At 54.3% G+C, this 17,454-nt stretch carries 18 protein-coding genes and 1 tRNA gene; 5 read left to right on the forward strand and 14 right to left on the reverse strand.

The annotated features are described in order from the left end of the window. Window positions 1-104: 104 nt before the first annotated feature. From M0646_RS10845 to M0646_RS10885, 9 genes are all read right to left on the reverse strand, one after another. The gene (locus tag M0646_RS10845) at window positions 105-560 is read right to left on the reverse strand and encodes an NUDIX hydrolase (protein WP_286625684.1); all 456 of its coding nucleotides are present in this window, start codon (window positions 558-560) and stop codon (window positions 105-107) included. Further along, the gene (gene bcp / locus M0646_RS10850) at window positions 557-1,027 is read right to left on the reverse strand and encodes a thioredoxin-dependent thiol peroxidase (protein WP_286625685.1); all 471 of its coding nucleotides are present in this window, start codon (window positions 1,025-1,027) and stop codon (window positions 557-559) included. The genes M0646_RS10845 and bcp overlap by 4 nt, the downstream gene beginning before the upstream one ends. An 80-nt stretch (window positions 1,028-1,107) precedes the next feature. Next, a complete protein-coding gene (locus M0646_RS10855; RefSeq protein ID WP_286625686.1) occupies window positions 1,108-2,232 on the reverse strand; it encodes a hypothetical protein in 1,125 nt (374 codons plus the stop codon). Window positions 2,233-2,235: 3 nt separating this feature from the next. Continuing rightward, window positions 2,236-3,534 (reverse strand): hypothetical protein, encoded by a 1,299-nt coding sequence (locus M0646_RS10860; RefSeq protein WP_286625687.1) that lies wholly within the window; start codon window positions 3,532-3,534, stop codon window positions 2,236-2,238. Window positions 3,535-3,665: 131 nt separating this feature from the next. Continuing rightward, window positions 3,666-4,259 carry a peroxiredoxin gene (locus M0646_RS10865; RefSeq protein WP_149820771.1) on the reverse strand — a complete coding sequence of 198 codons (594 nt, stop codon included), beginning with the start codon at window positions 4,257-4,259 and terminating at the stop codon, window positions 3,666-3,668. A 95-nt stretch (window positions 4,260-4,354) separates the two neighbouring features. After that, window positions 4,355-5,200 carry an amino acid ABC transporter permease gene (locus tag M0646_RS10870; RefSeq protein ID WP_149820773.1) on the reverse strand — a complete coding sequence of 282 codons (846 nt, stop codon included), beginning with the start codon at window positions 5,198-5,200 and terminating at the stop codon, window positions 4,355-4,357. Between the two features lie 22 nt (window positions 5,201-5,222). Continuing rightward, entirely contained in the window at window positions 5,223-6,017 is a 795-nt protein-coding gene (locus tag M0646_RS10875) for a TlyA family RNA methyltransferase (RefSeq protein ID WP_149820775.1), read from the reverse strand. Then, complete coding sequence (locus M0646_RS10880) at window positions 6,014-7,627, reverse strand: ABC transporter substrate-binding protein (RefSeq protein WP_399374831.1); 1,614 nt, start codon at window positions 7,625-7,627, stop codon at window positions 6,014-6,016. The genes M0646_RS10875 and M0646_RS10880 overlap by 4 nt, the downstream gene beginning before the upstream one ends. Before the next feature lie 14 nt (window positions 7,628-7,641). Further along, a tRNA-His gene (locus tag M0646_RS10885) sits at window positions 7,642-7,714 on the reverse strand. Window positions 7,715-7,760: 46 nt separating this feature from the next. Here M0646_RS10885 and M0646_RS10890 point away from each other — a divergent pair. The 5 genes from M0646_RS10890 (at window position 7,761) to M0646_RS10910 (ending at window position 12,672) form a co-directional block, all read left to right on the forward strand. After that, on the forward strand, window positions 7,761-8,144 hold the full coding sequence (locus M0646_RS10890; RefSeq protein ID WP_286649634.1) for a DUF4359 domain-containing protein: 384 nt from the start codon (window positions 7,761-7,763) through the stop codon (window positions 8,142-8,144). A 19-nt stretch (window positions 8,145-8,163) separates the two neighbouring features. Continuing rightward, window positions 8,164-8,973 carry a hypothetical protein gene (locus M0646_RS10895; protein ID WP_149820781.1) on the forward strand — a complete coding sequence of 270 codons (810 nt, stop codon included), beginning with the start codon at window positions 8,164-8,166 and terminating at the stop codon, window positions 8,971-8,973. A 28-nt stretch (window positions 8,974-9,001) separates the two neighbouring features. Further along, window positions 9,002-9,394 (forward strand): hypothetical protein, encoded by a 393-nt coding sequence (locus M0646_RS10900; protein ID WP_149820783.1) that lies wholly within the window; start codon window positions 9,002-9,004, stop codon window positions 9,392-9,394. Between the two features lie 91 nt (window positions 9,395-9,485). After that, window positions 9,486-12,104, forward strand: coding sequence for an AAA-like domain-containing protein (locus M0646_RS10905; protein ID WP_286649635.1), 2,619 nt, complete (start codon window positions 9,486-9,488; stop codon window positions 12,102-12,104). Between the two features lie 145 nt (window positions 12,105-12,249). Continuing rightward, entirely contained in the window at window positions 12,250-12,672 is a 423-nt protein-coding gene (locus tag M0646_RS10910) for an ATP-binding protein (protein ID WP_149820788.1), read from the forward strand. Between the two features lie 20 nt (window positions 12,673-12,692). Here M0646_RS10910 and M0646_RS10915 read toward each other — a convergent pair whose 3' ends face one another. From M0646_RS10915 to M0646_RS10935, 5 genes are all read right to left on the reverse strand, one after another. Then, on the reverse strand, window positions 12,693-13,604 hold the full coding sequence (locus tag M0646_RS10915; RefSeq protein ID WP_149820790.1) for a branched-chain amino acid transaminase: 912 nt from the start codon (window positions 13,602-13,604) through the stop codon (window positions 12,693-12,695). Between the two features lie 91 nt (window positions 13,605-13,695). Next, on the reverse strand, window positions 13,696-14,706 hold the full coding sequence (locus M0646_RS10920; protein ID WP_149820792.1) for a DUF389 domain-containing protein: 1,011 nt from the start codon (window positions 14,704-14,706) through the stop codon (window positions 13,696-13,698). A gap of 45 nt (window positions 14,707-14,751) precedes the next feature. Further along, window positions 14,752-15,216 (reverse strand): MEKHLA domain-containing protein, encoded by a 465-nt coding sequence (locus M0646_RS10925; protein WP_149821808.1) that lies wholly within the window; start codon window positions 15,214-15,216, stop codon window positions 14,752-14,754. Window positions 15,217-15,219: 3 nt separating this feature from the next. Beyond that, window positions 15,220-16,374, reverse strand: a complete 1,155-nt coding sequence (locus tag M0646_RS10930; RefSeq protein WP_149820794.1) for an alanine--glyoxylate aminotransferase family protein — start codon at window positions 16,372-16,374, stop codon at window positions 15,220-15,222. A 34-nt stretch (window positions 16,375-16,408) separates the two neighbouring features. Next, window positions 16,409-17,422: a type I glyceraldehyde-3-phosphate dehydrogenase gene (locus M0646_RS10935; protein ID WP_149820796.1), complete on the reverse strand. Its 1,014-nt coding sequence runs from the start codon at window positions 17,420-17,422 to the stop codon at window positions 16,409-16,411. Between the last annotated feature and the right edge of the window lie 32 nt (window positions 17,423-17,454).

Raw genomic sequence — 17,454 nt, forward strand, 5'->3', positions numbered from 1 at the left:
CCCCATAGCCGGTTGGCATATCTATGATTTGTTAAATAAGCCTAGACTCTATTCAACGAAAGTGCTCTGTCGTTAAATAAGACTTAACAACCTAGCTTTGGTGTTCATGACAATCCTAGATGTCCACTCAAATAGTCCTGTAACTGTTGGGCATGGTCGTGGGCGAGATCGGCTAAGGGGAGGTCACTGAGGGGAAAGGCTTGTACTGCACGCACTTCCTTGACATCCAAAACCTGCGGCTCACCGACAACGCGGGCAGCGATCGCGATACACACGGCATGGACACGGGGATCTCGCTTCGGGTCAGAGTAAACCCCCACTAGGCCTTCAAAGCTCTTGAGGCGCAGCCCTGTTTCTTCCGCCAGTTCGCGGGCACCCGTATCAAGAATCGTTTCTCCCCAGTCCATCATGCCCCCCGGCAGTGACCATTGGCCGGTATCGCGGCGTTGAACCAAAATTAGGCGATCGCCCGCTGTCAAGGCAATCACCGACACTGCCACAAAGGGGTGCCGCCAGAATCGCTTCAGGAAAAAACGGACAACTCGCCAGAACCAATTCACGCTTGCAGCTGCTCCAGATCCGCCAGCACTTGTGCCACATGGGCATCGGGCTTCACCCGCCGATAAATAGCCGCAATTTTGCCCGTGGGATCGATGAGAAATGTATCCCGATAAACACCGAGATACTCCTTGCCCATGAACTTTTTCGGACCATAGCTGCCGTAGGCTTGGGCAACGCTGGTGTCCACATCGGCCAGCAGACGAAAGGGCAAGTTAAGCTTTTGCTGAAATTTGGCGTGGGAGGCGACACTATCGGGGCTAATGCCTAGGATAACGACGTTGCGATCGCCCAAGGTGGCACTGACATCGCGGTAAGCACAGGCTTCTTTGGTGCAGCCGGGGGTATTGTCACGGGGATAAAAGTAGAGAATCACCCACTGACCTTGAAAGTCCGCCAAACGCACCCGCTCACCCGTAGCATCCGCCAGTTCAAAGGAAGGGGCGATCGCCCCAACGGTCAGGGACATTTCTGAGCAATTTCCAATGGTTGGCCATATCTATCTTCCCCCAGTTTGGCTCCTGCTGTGGTGGCCAAGGGGTGTAGCCTTTAGCCCTCAGAGATAAAGAGGCGAATGAACAGGTACAGCATGAGCTGGCGATAACGATAGAGCAGGAAGGTGATCGCCGGTGTCAGAACCACAAAAAAGCCGTACAGCCCCACCACGGTGGCTAAGTCCGTGTGAAAAAAGTCGCGAGCCAGACGCACAAAATCGTGATCAATGCCCCCTTTGCCCATCAGGTACATCTCCCGAAACACAGGATTAAACTGCAACTGCCAGGCAAAGCGCATATTAAAAAACACAATGAAAAACCCCACCATACCGTAGAGGGGACGTTCAATGGGATAGCGGCAGCCCCAACCACTGAGGGCACGGTAGAGAAAAATGACGGCAAAAATGAGTTCAAAGCCATGCCCCATCGCTACAAAGAGCATTTCATGGACTGGACTAAAGGCCACAAGGGTATAAAGCAGCGTAAAGACCCCAAGGCAAATAAGGGTCAGCCGATTGTGACGGTAGAAATAGACCAAGGCCAGCAATCCCGTATAAATGAGCAGGACGATGCCACCCGCGCGATCGCCATGGAGAGTGACACCACCACCGTAGCGAAAATCAAAGGCGGGAACCGCTGGATAGCCAAAGAGCCACGCCATCACCGTATGCCCCACCTCGTGAACAAGGGTAATCAGCGGACTGAGCAAAAACGTCACCTGCTCTGATGTAAGAAGAAGGAGCGATAGACCCAACCCCGCCGCGATCACTTGCCAATCTTTGGTGCTGAGGGGTTGGACAGGAATGCCGAACTCTTCCTTGCGAGGAGGAGAAGGGAGGGAGAGAGTCTGACGTAGATGCTCCCCCTTGGCAAGGCGTTGTAACTCATGGCGACTGGTGAGATCAAGCACCTCTTCCCAGAGTTCATGGCTGTCTTGGCAGGCCGTGATCAGGATGCTGCTGTGGGCATAGCTTGGCCAGTGGATCAGTTCGCGAGCGAGTAGCGTTAGCACAATTGCAGCTGGGACACTCGTTGGACACTGGAGGTGCAACAAGAGACATTCGCGCCGCTGGCTCACCGTGACGGTTATCCCCTTGGGAGCAAGAGCCGCTTCTAGGAGGGCTTGAATGGCCTTGAGATCTCCAGTGGCAGCCGCTGGGCGCAGGGAGGAGCGGGTCATGATCTACTCCGATTCCAGTCGGCGTAACCATTCGCGATCGATGGCTTCCGATTGGGCGAGTTCCTGCTCCACTAAATCCTGATCTGAGCGATAGATAACATCCTGTTCACGGATTTGCCGCTGCTGGGCATAGGCTTGAGCTGCCCGTAATTTGGCACGCAACTGCGGTGTGGGATTGGTCAGAATATTGGCGTAGTGGTAGCGGCGGGCATTGCGATCGCGAATGCGTTGATTTTGCCACAGTAACCAGTAGTACCGCCCCAAGGGAATACCCAAAAAGCCAATACCATAGCCCAGCAAAATCCAAAAGATGGAGGCCACAAAGGCCACCAGCCCCCCCAGTTCTTGGGCGATCGCCCCATCTCCCAAGAGGTACCACAGCATCAGCGCCCCGATCAGATTGACACAGCCCAAGCCAATGGCCACCATAATTTGCCAAGCGGGTGCCCGACTAAAGCGCCAGCGGTGCTCTTCCAAGATGGGGGGAAGCGTCTGCCGTTGACCTTTGCGAGTTTGAGCCGTCGTTTGTAACTCAGGAAAGCGATAGATAATCTGCCCTGTCTCTGTGACTTCGGGGCGACCGTTAAAGTGGGTGAGCACCGGCAGCATATACCACTCATCGTCCCCCGGATCTGTTTCTAAATCGAGATAGGGGGCAATTTGCTCTGCCGTGACTGCCCCGCCATTGTTGCGGATCACTTGGCCAATGAGTTGCCAGCGGCGTTCTTCGAGGTCGGCATTGGGATTGCCATCGCCAAAGAGGAAAGAATAGACCCCCTCAAAGAAGTTCATTTCCTCGTCATTGTCCTGTGACCGGGGGCGCGATCGCTGGGGAGAGGGATCGCCAAAGAAATACCAAAAGTCGGGAAAGACCCAAAAATTGATGCCACCGCCCCCCCAAGAGCCGCCTTGGCCGCGATCGTCACCGTCTCGCCCTTGACTGGAAAGGGCAATCAAAATGATGGCGATCGCCAGAAAAATCAGAACTATCGAAACAATGAGAAAAATACCAAAGGAAATGCGAATCAGATAGAAAACAACACCCCAAACCCGCTGCGCCACCGCCCGCAGTCGCAGTTGCCAGTATTTTGCTTGCAGGATACTGCGAAAATTTCTCGGGAAGACGTAGGCAATATCGCCGCTTTCGGCCACTTGTAGCGTGCCGCCAACATCGGCAGCCAAGGCCATTAATCCTTTTTCAGCCGTTTGCAGTGGTAATCCCACCGTACCCGCCACATCCCCTGCGGTCACTCGGTACCCCAGTGTTTCTACAGCTTGCATTAGGCGGCGATCGACCGTCATGTTTGCCTCCCTCTTCGGTAAAAGGCCTCCTGTTCCACCCTAACGTTTTCCCACAGGTCTTGGCGAGACAAAAAAAGAACCCACCCCAAGGGCAGGTTCACAGCACGGATCAGTCTGAGACAGAGGGGCAATTAGCCCACCGCTTCAAAATAGACTTTGGATTTGACAGGGTCAGGGTTCATCGTTTTGTCGCCGGGTTGCCAGCCCGCAGGGCAGACTTCGTCGGGGTGAGCTTGGACGTATTGAATCGCTTGTAGCACCCGCAGGGTCTCATCGACGCTGCGGCCAAAGGCCAGGTTATTGATCGTTGCGTGTTGGATAATCCCTTCTTTGTCAATGATGAAGAGACCGCGCAGTGCCACCCCTTCCTCGGTCAGCACGTTGTAGGCGGTGCTGATTTCTTTTTTCAGATCAGACACGAGGGGATATTTGAGATCGCCAACACCACCAGCTTTGCGATCGGTTTGCGTCCACGCCAAGTGGGAGAACTGGCTATCCACAGACACGCCAAGGATTTCGGTGTTCAGTTTGGCGAATTCATCGTAGCGATCGCTAAAAGCGACAATTTCTGTGGGGCAAACAAACGTGAAGTCCAAAGGATAGAAGAACAAAACAACGTACTTACCGCGATAGTCCGAGAGCTTGACGGTTTTGAACTCTTGGTCATAAACAGCAACCGCTTCAAAATCCGGGGCGGGCTGACCAACACGCAGACAGTCAGACATAGAAAACCTCGTACTCCTAACTACGACAGGTTGAATAGAGCTGTTCACATTTTTTAACAGCTATGCTTACTATATCATACTCATAACGGTTTTGATTATGAAATAGCTGATCGCTGCCACCGTTGCTCAAGGAAGCGGGAGAGCCGTGACAGAGGAAAACAGAGGGCAAAGTAGAACATCGCACCCAAGACATAGATAAAGAGCTTCCGCTGCGGATCGGTAATGGGATTGGCAAAGGTGCTCGTCATGTTTTGCAGTTCGGGCACACCAATCACCACCAAGAGGGCGCAGTCCTGCATCAGCGTAATGAAGTTATTGGTAAAGGGGGGCAGGATAATCAAAATGGCTTGGGGCAGAATAATCCGCCATAGGGTTTGCCGACCCGAGAGGCCAAGGCTGAGGCTGGCTTCTGTTTGTCCCTTGGGAACCCCCTCTAGGCCACTGCGAAAGACCTCACTCAAATAGGCACCATAGTTAAAGCCCAAGCCAAGAATGCCGTAGAAAATGTAGTTAAAAAGCGGCGACACCAAGCGGTTGCTTTGCAGCACGGTCATGACATCAAAGGCAATTTGCCGAGGATCAAAACCCCATTGACTCAAGAGCCCACCAATGCCAAAGCCCCACACCAGCAGTTGCACCAAGGTTGGGGTACCGCGCACAAATTCAATGTAAACCGTACTCAGCCAGCGCAATGGCGGGACAGGATGCAACCTCGCCCAGGTGGCGATCGCCCCCAAGATGACCGCCAACAGCAAACTAAAGACTGAGATCAAAAACGTCGTAATTGCCGCCTGCAGGAGAAACGGCGCGTACAGTATCAACGTCTCATGAAAGTAATAAAGGTAGCCACAAAAGGCAAGAATGCCCAGTCCTAGGCACACCAAAAAGATGCCATTGAGCCATTTTGCCCAAGGAGGAATAAACGGTGCCACTTGCTGCATTCTCGAAAAGCCATCATTTTTGTCAGGATGATGATACCATCTCGTTCTCTAGGGAAGCATTTTCCACAGCACGACAGAAAAAATAGGCGAGGAACTCTTGATTGCCCGCAGGCCCTAAAATCGGCGAGGGAGTCACACCGTGGCACTGCCACCCCAACGCTTCGGCGGCGGCAATCACCTGATCCACGGCTTCTTGACGCGCCTTGGCATCGCGCACCACACCATGTTTGCCGAGGCGATCGCGCCCCACTTCAAATTGCGGCTTAATTAAGGCAATTAGCTCTCGCGGCGGCAGCAGTAATTCCCATAGGGCGGGTAAAACTTTAGTCAGGGAAATAAAAGAGAGATCCACCACGCCGAGATCGGGGCGGGGCGCATCGTCAGTGTAGAGATCAGCGGGGGTTAAATAGCGCAGGTTGGTGCGTTCCCTGAGGATAACGCGCGGGTCTTGGCGCAGTTTCCAATCCACTTGGCCATAGCCGACATCAATGCCATAGACCCGTTTGGCGCCCGCTTGCAACAGACAATCCGTAAAGCCGCCCGTGGAAATACCGCCATCTAAACACACGCGATCGCGCACCACCACAGGAAAGACCCCTAGGGCATGGGCAAGTTTTTCACCCCCCCGCGAAACATAGGCGGCTTTTGCCTTCACCTGAATGGTGGCATCCACTGCCACCAGCGTGCCCGGCTTATCAATGGGGACATGGTTGACCTGCACTTCCCCAGCGCGAATCCAGCGTTGTGCCTGTTGGCGGCTCTCACACAGGTGCCGCTCCACCAGAAGACTATCCAAGCGTTGTTTGCGGGGACTCATAGGTTTTTCCGAAGGGGCGCAAAGGCAAAGAGTTGGTTGACATCCAGTGTTAAACCGTGCAAGTTCCCTTGAGCAAAGAGGGTGGTTTCACTCTGCCACAGGGGTATAAAAGCAACTGCCGCGGCATTGAGTTCCTGAAGCTGGCGCAAGAGCTGTCCACGGCGTTGGGGATTGACCTCACGGCGACTGGCAACAATGAGGTCATTGGCCTCAGGACTGTAGAAAAAGGATCCCCACGCCGCACTGGCACCACTGTCGCAGCCTGTTTCCACAGAACCGCGATCGCAACTCAGGAAGGGTTCAAGGTAGTTATCAGCATCGTAAAAATCACCATACCAATCGAGCAAGACCAAGGGGTAAGCCCCACTGTCTAAATTGCGGTAGATCGTAGCCGAGTCAGCGCTGTCCAATTGCACCTGCACGCGATCGCCCAAATCCCGCTCTAATGAGGCTTTAAGAACCGTTGCCGCCAAGACATTACTGGGAACATTGGCACGGTACCAAAGGTTGACCACCAAGGGCTGCTGTGGTGAAATGGTCGTGTTCTCCAACCAGTGGTCTATTTGGCTCGAATCGCCGTCTCCATAGCGATCGCGAAAAACAGGCTCACTCTCAGGAAATAAACTGGGCACCAGCGAGTACAGGGGTTCTGCTTCCCCCAAAAAGACCCGTTCCGCGAGGCGTTGACGATTGACACTGGCGGCCAACACCTGCCGCGCCGCCAATTGATCCCAAGGGGGCTGGCGCAAATTAATGCTTAAGACGGTGACAGCATTACCTGCCCCGGTAATGACCTGCCAGTGCTTTGTTGCTGCTTGAGTCTTGAGGGCGCGAATTTGATTGGGATCGAGCGCACCGATCGCCACATCGACTGCCCCCGTGCGAAAGGCATTGTAGAGATTAGCGCTACTGGAAAAGATTTGCAGGCGAATCCCCGTATTTTGGGGCTTGGTTCCCCAATAGTCGGCAAAGGGTTCAAGGCGTACCCCATCGGTACTGTAGGCCGCTAAACGGTAAGGGCCTGTGCCCACAAACTGCGTCGGCAAAAAGCCATCGCCCGCTGCACCATAGGCCGTCGGCGAAACGGCACACAAGCCGCTAAAGGCCAACAAATGGGGAAAAGCCACAAAGGGTTCCTTGAGGCGAATTTCCAGTAAGTCCTCCGCGATCGCCTGAATTTCCTTAACGCGCCCGGCCAAGAGGGAGGCGGGTTGGCCACCACTATTCATAAATCGCTCAAGGGAAAAGGCCATGGCGGCTGCATTAAACGGTGTGCCATCGTGAAAGCGAACCCCCCGCCGCAGGGGAATGCGGTAAGTCAGGCCATCCTCGCTCACTTCAGGTAGCGCTGTGGCCAGTTGGGGAATGAGGTCTTTGCCTTCGTAGGTATAGAGGCGATCGCCCAAATTCAACAGCAGCAGTCCCGCCAAATTTTCGTAGGCATCAGCGGGGTCTAGGGTGCGCAGGCGAGCCGTGGTACCAATGACAATACTGTCATCCCCTTGGCGAGGCTCATCACCGCCACAGGCAACCAGCAGCAGGCTCAACAACAGTACCAGACATCCCCACAGTAGCCGTCGTGTCACGGATACACCCGCTCGGTACATCATCCACTAGAATAAAGGGCGAGCGATGGGACTCGAACCCACGAATGGTGGAACCACAATCCACTGCCTTAACCACTTGGCTACGCTCGCCATGCTTCCTGAGCTAGTCCTCTAGCATAGCATAGAGAACTCTCCTATGAAAGTGCCTCTCCTTTCCCAAGTCATGGCACGCCCTCTTTGGTGGGGCGGTGGCGCCTTCTTGCTCTTGGGGATCATTGCGGCGGTTCTGACGAATCCCACCCCTGCCGACTATCAACGCCGCGCCGCAGCGGAAATCAATACCTTCCTTTTGACTCAAGTGTGTCCAGAGATCATCAATCGCGATAGCGCGATCGCCCAAGTGGCTTTAGAAGTCTGCGATCAACTGGAATCCCGCCCAGCAGAAGACATTGAACGCTACATCGCCTACAACACCCAATCCTATAACCTTGGCGTCGCCACCCTCTTTGTAACCGAACTGCCAATTCAAACCATCTGGAGCCTCGGCCTCTTTGGTCAAATTATTCCGCTAACGCTATAAAGCCCCCTTCAGGTGCCAAATGCAAGAATCCATCGCCCAAGATATCAACCTAGTTCTTTGGGGAAATGCTGTCCTAGGGGCAATCGCTGCCGATGACCCCTCAAGGGAGGAGTTGGAGTTCCCCCAGCCCGCGACATTTCTTGATCTGCGTAAAGAGGATTCCTCGTGGCGGCAAATGCCCTATGCCCCTGACCCCATGACTTGGTTGGAACGCCTGCGGGGGGAGGGTGCTGAAGCCTTGCAGTTATTCTACGAAGCCTCCCAAAATCCAGAGATTCCCGATCGCATAGCGATTGTCTTTCCCGGCGGTGGTGGCCACTGGTTAGTTGAGGTGGTGAAGTCCACGGGGTGTGATTATTGGCGGAGCCGCTGGCGGTGGAGTGAACGCGATCAACGCTGGGAGGTGGCCTATGGGCGTATTCTCTGCAATCATCCCCGCTTAGCCTCGCCGATGAGAACGATTCCCCCAGACACCATCCGTGCAGAGTTACTGACTCACCTCGACCGAATGACTGAGTTTGCGGCTAACCATGACCAAGAGACCTTTGCCCGCACCTTTGACCTTGCCCGACAAATGCTCAATAGCTGTGGTTCACTCACGGGGGAGGAAAGGCCTTGGCCAGTGAGTCGCTTAGCCGAGCTTTGCCAACAACTCCTGAGTGCCGTAGAGGTGGCTTGGGTCTTTGGCGGCATGGGGTCGTGGAATGATCTGACCTTTAGCGGTGACAGCCAAACGGAATACGAAACCCTATCGGATACCCTCTATCAGTTACTGAATACTGCCATTGTTGTCGCTGTTAATTCCAGCGCGATCGCCCCCGTTTCCTGAACCTCATCGTCGGACAGGGAGTATCTTTATGACCTCTAATCGTTCACTCCTGTTGCTGCTATTGCTCCTCCTCCTTGGGGCGCTAGGGTTGACCTTGATTGCCCATTGGCGGCGCATCTCCCTCTGGAGCTATTGGGCTGTCCCTTTGGGAGCTATCCTGCCTTGGCTACTGGTCACTGCGCTGCTCCTTTTTAGGATTAGCTTCATCCAAGACGCCGATACCAAACAGGCAGCGATCATGACCGCCCTCTTTCCGATCCTAGGGAGCATGGGCTGTTTCCTGCTGAGCCTTGTGATCAGTCTAGTGATTGATCCGATGATGACGGCAACGAGTCGTTTTATCTCGTCCTTTGTAATTTCTGGGGGTGCAGGGCTGGTTTTCCTATCTCCTGTGCTGTACGCCGTCTTTACTGCTGAATAGCCGCTGTATCAAGGGAACACTGTCATGGTGGAGCAGGGAAAGGCTGTGTCAAGATATATCAACGAGGAGAAGCCGGTGAAAGATAATTATCATGATCGGGAAAACCCTTGGCGGGCGCTATAAACTCATTCGAGTCTTGGGGGCTGGGAACTTTGGCCAAACGTTTCTTGCTGAGGATGTTCATCGCCCCATTCGTGCCAAGTGTGTGGTTAAGTACCTGCGCCCCGCCCGTACGGATGCGGCCTTTCTCCCTTTGGCGCGATCGCTCTTTCAGCGGGAGGCACAAATTCTAGAGCGGCTGGGCAGTCACGAGCAAATCCCCCGCCTCCTTGCCTACTTTGAGGAGGACAACGAGTTTTACCTTGTCCAAGACTTCATTGAGGGTCAAGTCCTACGGCAGGAATTGTTGCCGGGCTGTGCGTGGTCAGAGGCACGGGTGATGGCGTTGCTCCAAGATGCCCTGCGGGTTTTGGCCTTTGTGCATCAATGTGGTGTTATCCACCGCGATATTAAACCCGATAATCTGATTCGTCGCCAATCGGATCACCGCTTAGTGCTCATTGATTTTGGGGCAGTGAAGGAGATGGGGGTCTCCATTGGTGGCGGTACCTTGGTGGGAGAGACCAATCCACAGACAATTGCCATTGGCACACCAGGGTATATGGCCCCAGAGCAAGCCCAAGGGCGTCCGCGTCCGGCCAGCGATCTCTATGCCTTGGGGATGGTGGCGGTACAGGCATTGACGGGGTTGAGTCCTCTGCAACTCACCCAAGACCCCTACGGTTGTTGGTGTTGGCAAGCTGCTGAACCAGTGAGCGATCGCCTAGTGCAGTTTGTCAATAAACTAATTCACCCTTCTCCCTACGAGCGCTTTGCCACGGCTACCGATGCCCTTGCCAGTCTGCAACAGGTGGAGGTGCCCAGATCCTTTTGGTTTCGCCTTGGCAAATTTCTCAAAACTCCCGTTCAAGACCTCTGGCGATCGCCCGAAGGGCGCGCTGCGCGATCGCCAAGGGAGGATCAGGGTGCTTCTACAGTGCCGCCCCGTCCACTACCCGCTGTTTCCCCGCTGCCGCCACAAGTCACCGAACCGAAACCAGTGTCCTCTCCAGCGGCAGCCACCGCCGCCCTTTCCAACCAAGGTCGCCATGTTTTTATCAGTCACTCCAGTGACGGCACCGATTTGCAGTTGGCCAGTGCCCTCCAAGAGGTGTTGCAAAAAGCGGGTCACCAACCCTTTATGGCCAGCCAAAGTATCCGCCTTGGGGAGGCATGGGCACAGCGGATTGATCAGGAGCTAAAGCGGTGTGATTTCTTTGTTCTGTTGCTCTCACAAACGGCGGCGCAAAGTGAAATGGTGCTTGAGGAAGTCCGCACGGTCAAGCAGTTGCAAGCCCAACGGAGCGATCGCCGTCCCTTTATTCTGCCGGTACGGGTCAATTTTCCGCTAGATATGCCCTTGAACTATGAGTTGCGGGGCTACCTGCATCGCCTACAACAGCGCTTCTGGCGATCGCCAGCGGACACCGACACCCTGCTGCAAGAGATTCTCGACTTGGTGAATGCGACTACTGCCCCTGTAGCCACCAGTAGCGATGCCGCCCAAGAAACCATTGCTGAATCTGCGCAAATTGGCACATTGGTGGGTGATGGTGCGCCTGTTCCCGTGGCTGAGCCAGAACTCCCAGAAGGGCAGGTGGAAGTGGCCTCGGCGTTTTATATTGAGCGCCCCCCCATCGAGCAACGCTGTCGTGAAACCCTCTTGCAACCCGGCTCCCTGATTCGCATCAAAGCCCCCCGTCAAATGGGCAAAACCTCACTCATGGCACGGCTGCTGTACCGCGCGACCCAAGAGGGCTATGGCATTGTTCCCCTCAGTTTTCAGCTGGCGGATGCCCAAGTCTTCAGTGATTTGGAAAAACTCCTGCGCTGGCTCTGTGCCAGTGTGGGGCGGCGATTAGGGCTAGAAAACCGCCTCAATGAGTATTGGGATGACATTTTTGGCAGTAAATACAACTGTACCGCCTACTTTGAGGAGTATCTCTTACCCAATTGCCAAAAAGCGGGGACACAGTTTGAGGGTCGTCCCCTTGTCTTGGGTCTCGATGAAGTGGATCGGGTGTTTGAGTATCCGGAAGTGGCCAGTGACTTCTTTGGCTTGTTGCGGGCATGGCATGAAGAGGGCAAAAACCGCGATATTTGGCGCAACCTGCGCTTAATTGTGGTTCATGGCACCGAGGTTTATATTCCCCTTGACATCAACCAGTCCCCCTTTAACGTTGGCTTAGCCGTTGACCTGCCCGAATTTAATCAAGAACAAATCGCCGAGTTGTGTCGCCTCCATGGTTTGACCCTTTCAGAGGCGCAGATCCAAGAACTTCAGCACTTGGTGGGGGGGCATCCCTATCTGATTCGCCTGAGCCTTTACCATCTTGCTCGCCAAGACTTGACATGGCAGGCGTTAATAGCCAATGCGGCCTCAGAAACGGGGTTATATCGAGATCACCTGCGGCGGCAGTGGTGGCATCTCCAGCAGCAGGCGGAACTGGTGCCTGCTTTTAGGAATATTTTGCAAGTGGAGAGTGGCAGTGTCGTGGACAGCACTGTTGGCTTTAAGCTCCACAGTTTGGGACTGATTACCCTAGAGGGAAATTTAGCTAAGGTGCGCTGTGATCTTTACCGCCGCTATTTTGGCGATCGCCTGCACTAGTGGACTGAATCATTGGCAGGACAGGCAGCGGTTGTGCGAGCAACAACTCCCTTGCTAAGCTAGAGGAAGAGGGGTTCGGTTATCCGCCAATGACTCTCGTCAGTCTCGGAACTGTATCCCGCTGCCCAGTTATCCTTCGCGGGTTATGCCGTCTATGACGTTAATGTACGTTGCGCCTCAGTGGCAAACCCTAGCATTTCCCTCGACACTTTTTCTCCAACCCATCCTAGAGATTCTACTCAGTGATCTTCCCCCCCAGTACAAAGATGAAATTAGGCTAGGTCTCCAAGAAGCCCTCGTCAATGCGGCTCGCCACGGCAATCAACTCAATCCCGAAAAGCTGGTGTCTGTCCGTTATACCTTTTCTCCCGATCAATGCTGGTGGGTGATTACAGATCAGGGGGATGGTTTCTCTCCTCCTAGTAATGTTTCTGAGACCGCTGATGAGTTGTTGCCAGCCGCCGACTGTGAATGTGGTCGGGGCTTATTTTTGATCTATGCCATCTTTGATGAGGTCTATTGGAACCCGAAAGGAACTGAATTAAGTCTGTGTAAGTACCTCACCTAAGCGGATTACGAACCTTTGAGCTAGAGGGGAATGACATCAACCCAGTGGCGATACTGTGGCTCCCGGCCTTCAACAATGGCCTGTAATTGTTTTTGCAGTTGGCGTGTCAGGGGGCGATCGCTCGGCAGCGTGTAGGTCTCAATCCGACTGACGGGCACAATTCGCGCAGCCGTGCCGGTCAAAAAGACCTCATCGGCGATCAACAGTTCCGTACGATCCACAGGCCGCTCAATCACCTTGACACCGGCTGCTTGCCCTAGTTCAATCACACTGCGGCGCGTAATCCCCTCCAGAATATCCTGATCCACGCTCGGCGTAATCAATTGCCCATCCCGCACCAAGAAGAGATTCATCCCCGACGCTTCACAGACTTTCCCTTGATCGTTGAGGAGAATCGCCTCATCAAAGCCAGAGGAAACAGCCTCTGTTTTTGCTAGTGCCGAGACAATATAGGAGGTGGTCAGCTTGCCCCGCAACGGGAAGGAGCGATCGCACTGCCGCTGCCATGAACTAATGCGACAGGTAACGCCTGCAGCTGACAGGTAATCGCCAAGGGGCATGCCGTAAATAAGAAAATCCTTCTCAATGTCATGGAGCCGTGGCGCAATGCCTAGCCCAGAGGTATAGACCAAAGGCCGAATATAGAAGGGCACGCTGGGTTGGTTTTTTTGCACCCATGCAACAATTTTCGACTTAATCTCGCTGGTGGGCAATTCATAGCCCAAATAGTGGGCACTGCGACTGAGGCGACGACAGTGATCCTCCAGCCGAAAGAGGAGAATTTCCTTGGAATTGGCCGGATTGGGGAGACCGCGCAAGCCTCCTAGGGCGGCTGTTCCGTAGTGGAGGGCATGGGTGGCCACAGAAATTTTGGCCTCTGCAAAGGGAACAAACTGACCGTTGAGATAGGCGTAGGGGAGAAAGTCACTCATGCGTCAATGGGAAGCGTTGACAAAAGACAGATGCAACCAAAGATCAGCTGCAATCTCAATAGTCTAACATTTTGGCTTAACGCTCAAAAAATTAGGGCAACGGCTCCCCTGAGGTGACCTCTTCAATGCTAGACACCTGTAGGACTAAACGAAAAGAGCGATTCATCCGCTGTTGGATAAACTCTTCCATGAGTGCCACTTGTTTTGGGGTGACCGGCTCGCGGGCACGCACATTGACCCGAATCACGGGTGGGTTACTGACCCAATTCGTCTCCATGCCCAACAGATCGAGGCGTTGAAATGTCAGCGTTCCGCGAATGAGCGCCTCTCGTACTTGCTGTTGCAACCGCGCTTGTTCAATGAGCCGACTGAAGCTAATGGCAAGGGGAATCACCAACAGACCGGTGAGGGCAGCGGCAATGGTGAGGGGACGGCGCCCTTGGTGCAGAGGGATATAGCCCACAATGACAAAAACTACCATGCAGGCCAGCGTAATTCCTAACAGGTTTGTGAAATATAACAGCGTTGCACCCACACTCAGACTCGTATTCAACTGCGCTATCCCAAGGCCAACGGTGCAAACGGGCGGCATGAGCGCAACGGCGATCGCTGTCCCCGCCAAGGTGTTTGAAACACGGGGTTCCGCCACCGCATAGGCACTCACGGCACCTGCGGCCACCGCAATGCCCAAGTCCAGCAGATTGGGTTGGGAGCGGGCCATGATCTCACTGCCATAGATCTCAAGACCCACCATGACACCAATCGTCCAAGACATGCCAATGGCCATGAGGGTGCCGACAATCAAGGCAATCGCTGCCTCACGAAACATCTTGAAGTCGCCAATGAGAGCGGCTAAGGCCAATCCGCGAATCGGCAGCATCAGCGGTGCAATCACCATCGCCCCAATAATCACAGCGGCACTGTTGGCGAGCAAACCAAAGGTGGCGATTGCGCAGGACGTAACAATCAAGACCACATAGGGAACATTCAAATGGGATTCAGCATACAGTATGCGAATCAATTGATTGAGGCTTTCTGGCGTGCGGCGATGATAGCGGAAGGCTTGAACCTGATGCAACCAATGGGCAAGGAGTTCTTTCATGGACAACCTTGTACAGCAACTTACACGCGAGTGGTTAGATCAATGCTACAGGAACTGCCATTGATTAAACGTTGCTGCTTGTCCTATGGGATTGCCCGTCTCATCCAAAACCGTCCAAATCCAAGCATTTTCAATGCGAAACCGCCGCCCAGAACGAGAAATGCGAACACCACTGTAGTTGTTGGCATAGCCTTGGCGGGCTGCTGCAGCAAGAAGTCTCGCGCGTTCTTCTTGAGCCATGGGTTCCGCCGTCAACCGCGAAGGCAGTTGCACCAGTTCTGGCCAAGAGAGTTCCCACAGGGTGAGAGCGGCGTGGTTGCCATAGTTGAGAACGGGATCCGTCTCACAGCCGTGGGACAGCACTGGTTGTGACCAGTGGAACAACTGTTGCGCCAAACCCAAATCATCCTCAGCAGGATGCGGCAGGAGCGATCGCCCTGTCCACTGTTGAAAACTGGCGCAAATGCGTCGTGCCTGCTGGACGGCCAGTGGTTGTAACCAAGGCTCCATCACTTAGGCCGTGGTCAATACACGACTGGCGGCGGCTACCCCAGCGCCGGGGCTAAAGTTGCTGTACCCCAATTCGCCAAGCACGGCTTCAAGCGCACTGATGGCTGCCAAAATATCGCGATCGCTGACAAAGCCCAAGTGACCGACTCGGAAAATTTGCCCCTTGAGATGATCTTGACCGCCAGCTAGGGCAATGTCAAAGCGTTTTTTCATCAGGCTGCGAATCTTTTCGGCCTCCACCCCTTGGGGTGCCACCGCCGTAATCGCGGGACTGGCACAGTGATCTGGCGCATAGAGGGGCAAGTTGAGCGCCTTCATGGCGGCGCGGGTGGCCTGCATCAAGCGCTGGTGACGGGCAAAGATATTCTCTAAGCCCTCCGCTTGCATCATCTCCAGTGCGGTCTTCAGGGCAAAGAAGAGATTCACCGGTGGCGTAAAGGGGGTTGTGTTCTTGGCGGCATCTTTGCGGTATTTGCCAAGGTCAAGATAGAACTTCGGTAGTGTAGCGGTTTTGTAGGCTTCCCATGCCTTGGCACTCACACTAACAAAGGCTAACCCCGGCGGAATCATATAGCCCTTTTGGGAGCCAGAGCCAACTACATCCAACCCCCACTCATCAACGGGGACATTGACTGCTCCTAGGCTGGTGACGGCATCCACAATGATCAGGGCTTGGCCGTGGGCTTTGACATGGCGGTTGATCGCCTCTAAGTCGTTGATCACCCCTGTGGAGGTTTCACTGTGGGTAATGATGACCGCCTTAATCGTTTTGGCACTGTCCGCCTCAAGGGCGGCTTTGAAGTCATCGGGGTTGAGGGGTTGTCCCCAAGGGGCGCTAATGCGCTCGGTTTTGAGGCCGTAGGCATCGCACACTTCCCCCCAGCGATCGCCAAACTTACCGTTACAGCCCACAAGGACGCGATCGCCCGCACTGAGAAAGTTAATGATCCCGGCCTCCATTGCCCCTGTGCCACTGGCGGTCAAAATCAGCACATCGTTCGTAGTCTGATGCAGCCATTTCAACCCTGCCGTCACCGCCGCCATGATCTCGCTAAAGTCACCGCTGCGATGGCCAATGGGATGTTTGCTGAGGGACAGAAGAACTGACTCCGGTACCGGCGTCGGACCCGGAATCATTAACATCGATTTATCTTGCATCGTGAGTTGCGAACCAATCCTTAAAATGAAACGACTAAGCCCAGTGAGCGGCCATGTGCTCTGCCAAGTCCAGAACCCGCTGGCTATAGCCCCACTCGTTATCGTACCAAGCCACCACTTTCACTAGATTGCCCCCCATCACCATCGTGAGGGACGCATCCAAAATCGAGGAGGCGTTGTGACCGCGATAGTCGGAAGACACCAGTTCCAATTCACTGTAGTGGATAATCCCCTTCATGGTGGTTTCAGAGGCTTCTTTGATCACTTGGTTCACCTGCTCAGCAATGGTGGGTTTTTCCACCTGAGCAACAAAGTCCACTACAGAAACATTGGGGGTGGGTACCCGCAGGGCAATCCCGTTCAGCTTACCTTGCAACTCGGGAATCACCAATCCGACTGCCTTAGCAGCCCCCGTAGAGGTGGGCACAATGTTCATCGCTGCTGCCCGTGCCCGCCGCAGATCGCGGTGACTGGCATCGAGTAGGCGTTGATCCCCCGTGTAGCTGTGGGTCGTCGTCATCATCCCCTGCTGAATGCCAAAGGTTTCATGGAGCACCTTGACAATCGGCGCCAAGCAGTTGGTGGTGCAACTGGCATTGCTGACGATGTCTTCACTGGGATTGTAGGTGTGGTGATTCACCCCGACCACATACGTGGGGATATTGCCTTTGCCGGGCGCGGTAATCAGAACTTTTTTTGCCCCTGCACTTAAGTGTTTGCTCGCGCCCTCGCGGCTGGTAAAGACCCCCGTGGCCTCAATAACGAGGTCAATTCCCCAGGAGCTCCAGGGCAGATTTTCAGGGTTGCGATCGGACACACATTTGACCGCATGGCCACCGGCATAGATGCAGTCGTCGTCAGCACTGATTTCGGCATCGTGGAAAATGCCCAACATTGAGTCATACTTCAGCAAATGGGCATTGGTGCGGGGATCGGAGGTATCGTTGATGCCTACAATCTCTAGCTTGCTATTGGCTTTCCGCTGTAACCAGCAACGCATGAAGTTCCGACCGATGCGCCCAAAACCATTGATAGCGACTCTAACCACCTGATCCCTTCCTCTGTTTACTAACTCATTGC

The organism is Thermosynechococcus sp. B3, assembly GCF_030323045.1.
Taxonomy (GTDB): domain Bacteria; phylum Cyanobacteriota; class Cyanobacteriia; order Thermosynechococcales; family Thermosynechococcaceae; genus Thermosynechococcus.

Coding starts and splice junctions, on each gene's coding strand:
- bcp (WP_286625685.1), bottom strand. CDS start 1,027: ATGTCCCTGACCGTTGGGGCGATCGCCCCTTCCTTTGAACTGGCGGAT.
- M0646_RS10855 (WP_286625686.1), bottom strand. CDS start 2,232: ATGACCCGCTCCTCCCTGCGCCCAGCGGCTGCCACTGGAGATCTCAAG.
- M0646_RS10860 (WP_286625687.1), bottom strand. CDS start 3,534: ATGACGGTCGATCGCCGCCTAATGCAAGCTGTAGAAACACTGGGGTAC.
- M0646_RS10865 (WP_149820771.1), bottom strand. CDS start 4,259: ATGTCTGACTGTCTGCGTGTTGGTCAGCCCGCCCCGGATTTTGAAGCG.
- M0646_RS10870 (WP_149820773.1), bottom strand. CDS start 5,200: ATGCAGCAAGTGGCACCGTTTATTCCTCCTTGGGCAAAATGGCTCAAT.
- M0646_RS10875 (WP_149820775.1), bottom strand. CDS start 6,017: ATGAGTCCCCGCAAACAACGCTTGGATAGTCTTCTGGTGGAGCGGCAC.
- M0646_RS10880 (WP_399374831.1), bottom strand. CDS start 7,627: ATGATGTACCGAGCGGGTGTATCCGTGACACGACGGCTACTGTGGGGA.
- M0646_RS10890 (WP_286649634.1), top strand. CDS start 7,761: ATGAAAGTGCCTCTCCTTTCCCAAGTCATGGCACGCCCTCTTTGGTGG.
- M0646_RS10895 (WP_149820781.1), top strand. CDS start 8,164: ATGCAAGAATCCATCGCCCAAGATATCAACCTAGTTCTTTGGGGAAAT.
- M0646_RS10900 (WP_149820783.1), top strand. CDS start 9,002: ATGACCTCTAATCGTTCACTCCTGTTGCTGCTATTGCTCCTCCTCCTT.
- M0646_RS10905 (WP_286649635.1), top strand. CDS start 9,486: ATGATCGGGAAAACCCTTGGCGGGCGCTATAAACTCATTCGAGTCTTG.
- M0646_RS10910 (WP_149820788.1), top strand. CDS start 12,250: ATGCCGTCTATGACGTTAATGTACGTTGCGCCTCAGTGGCAAACCCTA.
- M0646_RS10915 (WP_149820790.1), bottom strand. CDS start 13,604: ATGAGTGACTTTCTCCCCTACGCCTATCTCAACGGTCAGTTTGTTCCC.
- M0646_RS10920 (WP_149820792.1), bottom strand. CDS start 14,706: ATGAAAGAACTCCTTGCCCATTGGTTGCATCAGGTTCAAGCCTTCCGC.
- M0646_RS10925 (WP_149821808.1), bottom strand. CDS start 15,216: ATGGAGCCTTGGTTACAACCACTGGCCGTCCAGCAGGCACGACGCATT.
- M0646_RS10930 (WP_149820794.1), bottom strand. CDS start 16,374: ATGCAAGATAAATCGATGTTAATGATTCCGGGTCCGACGCCGGTACCG.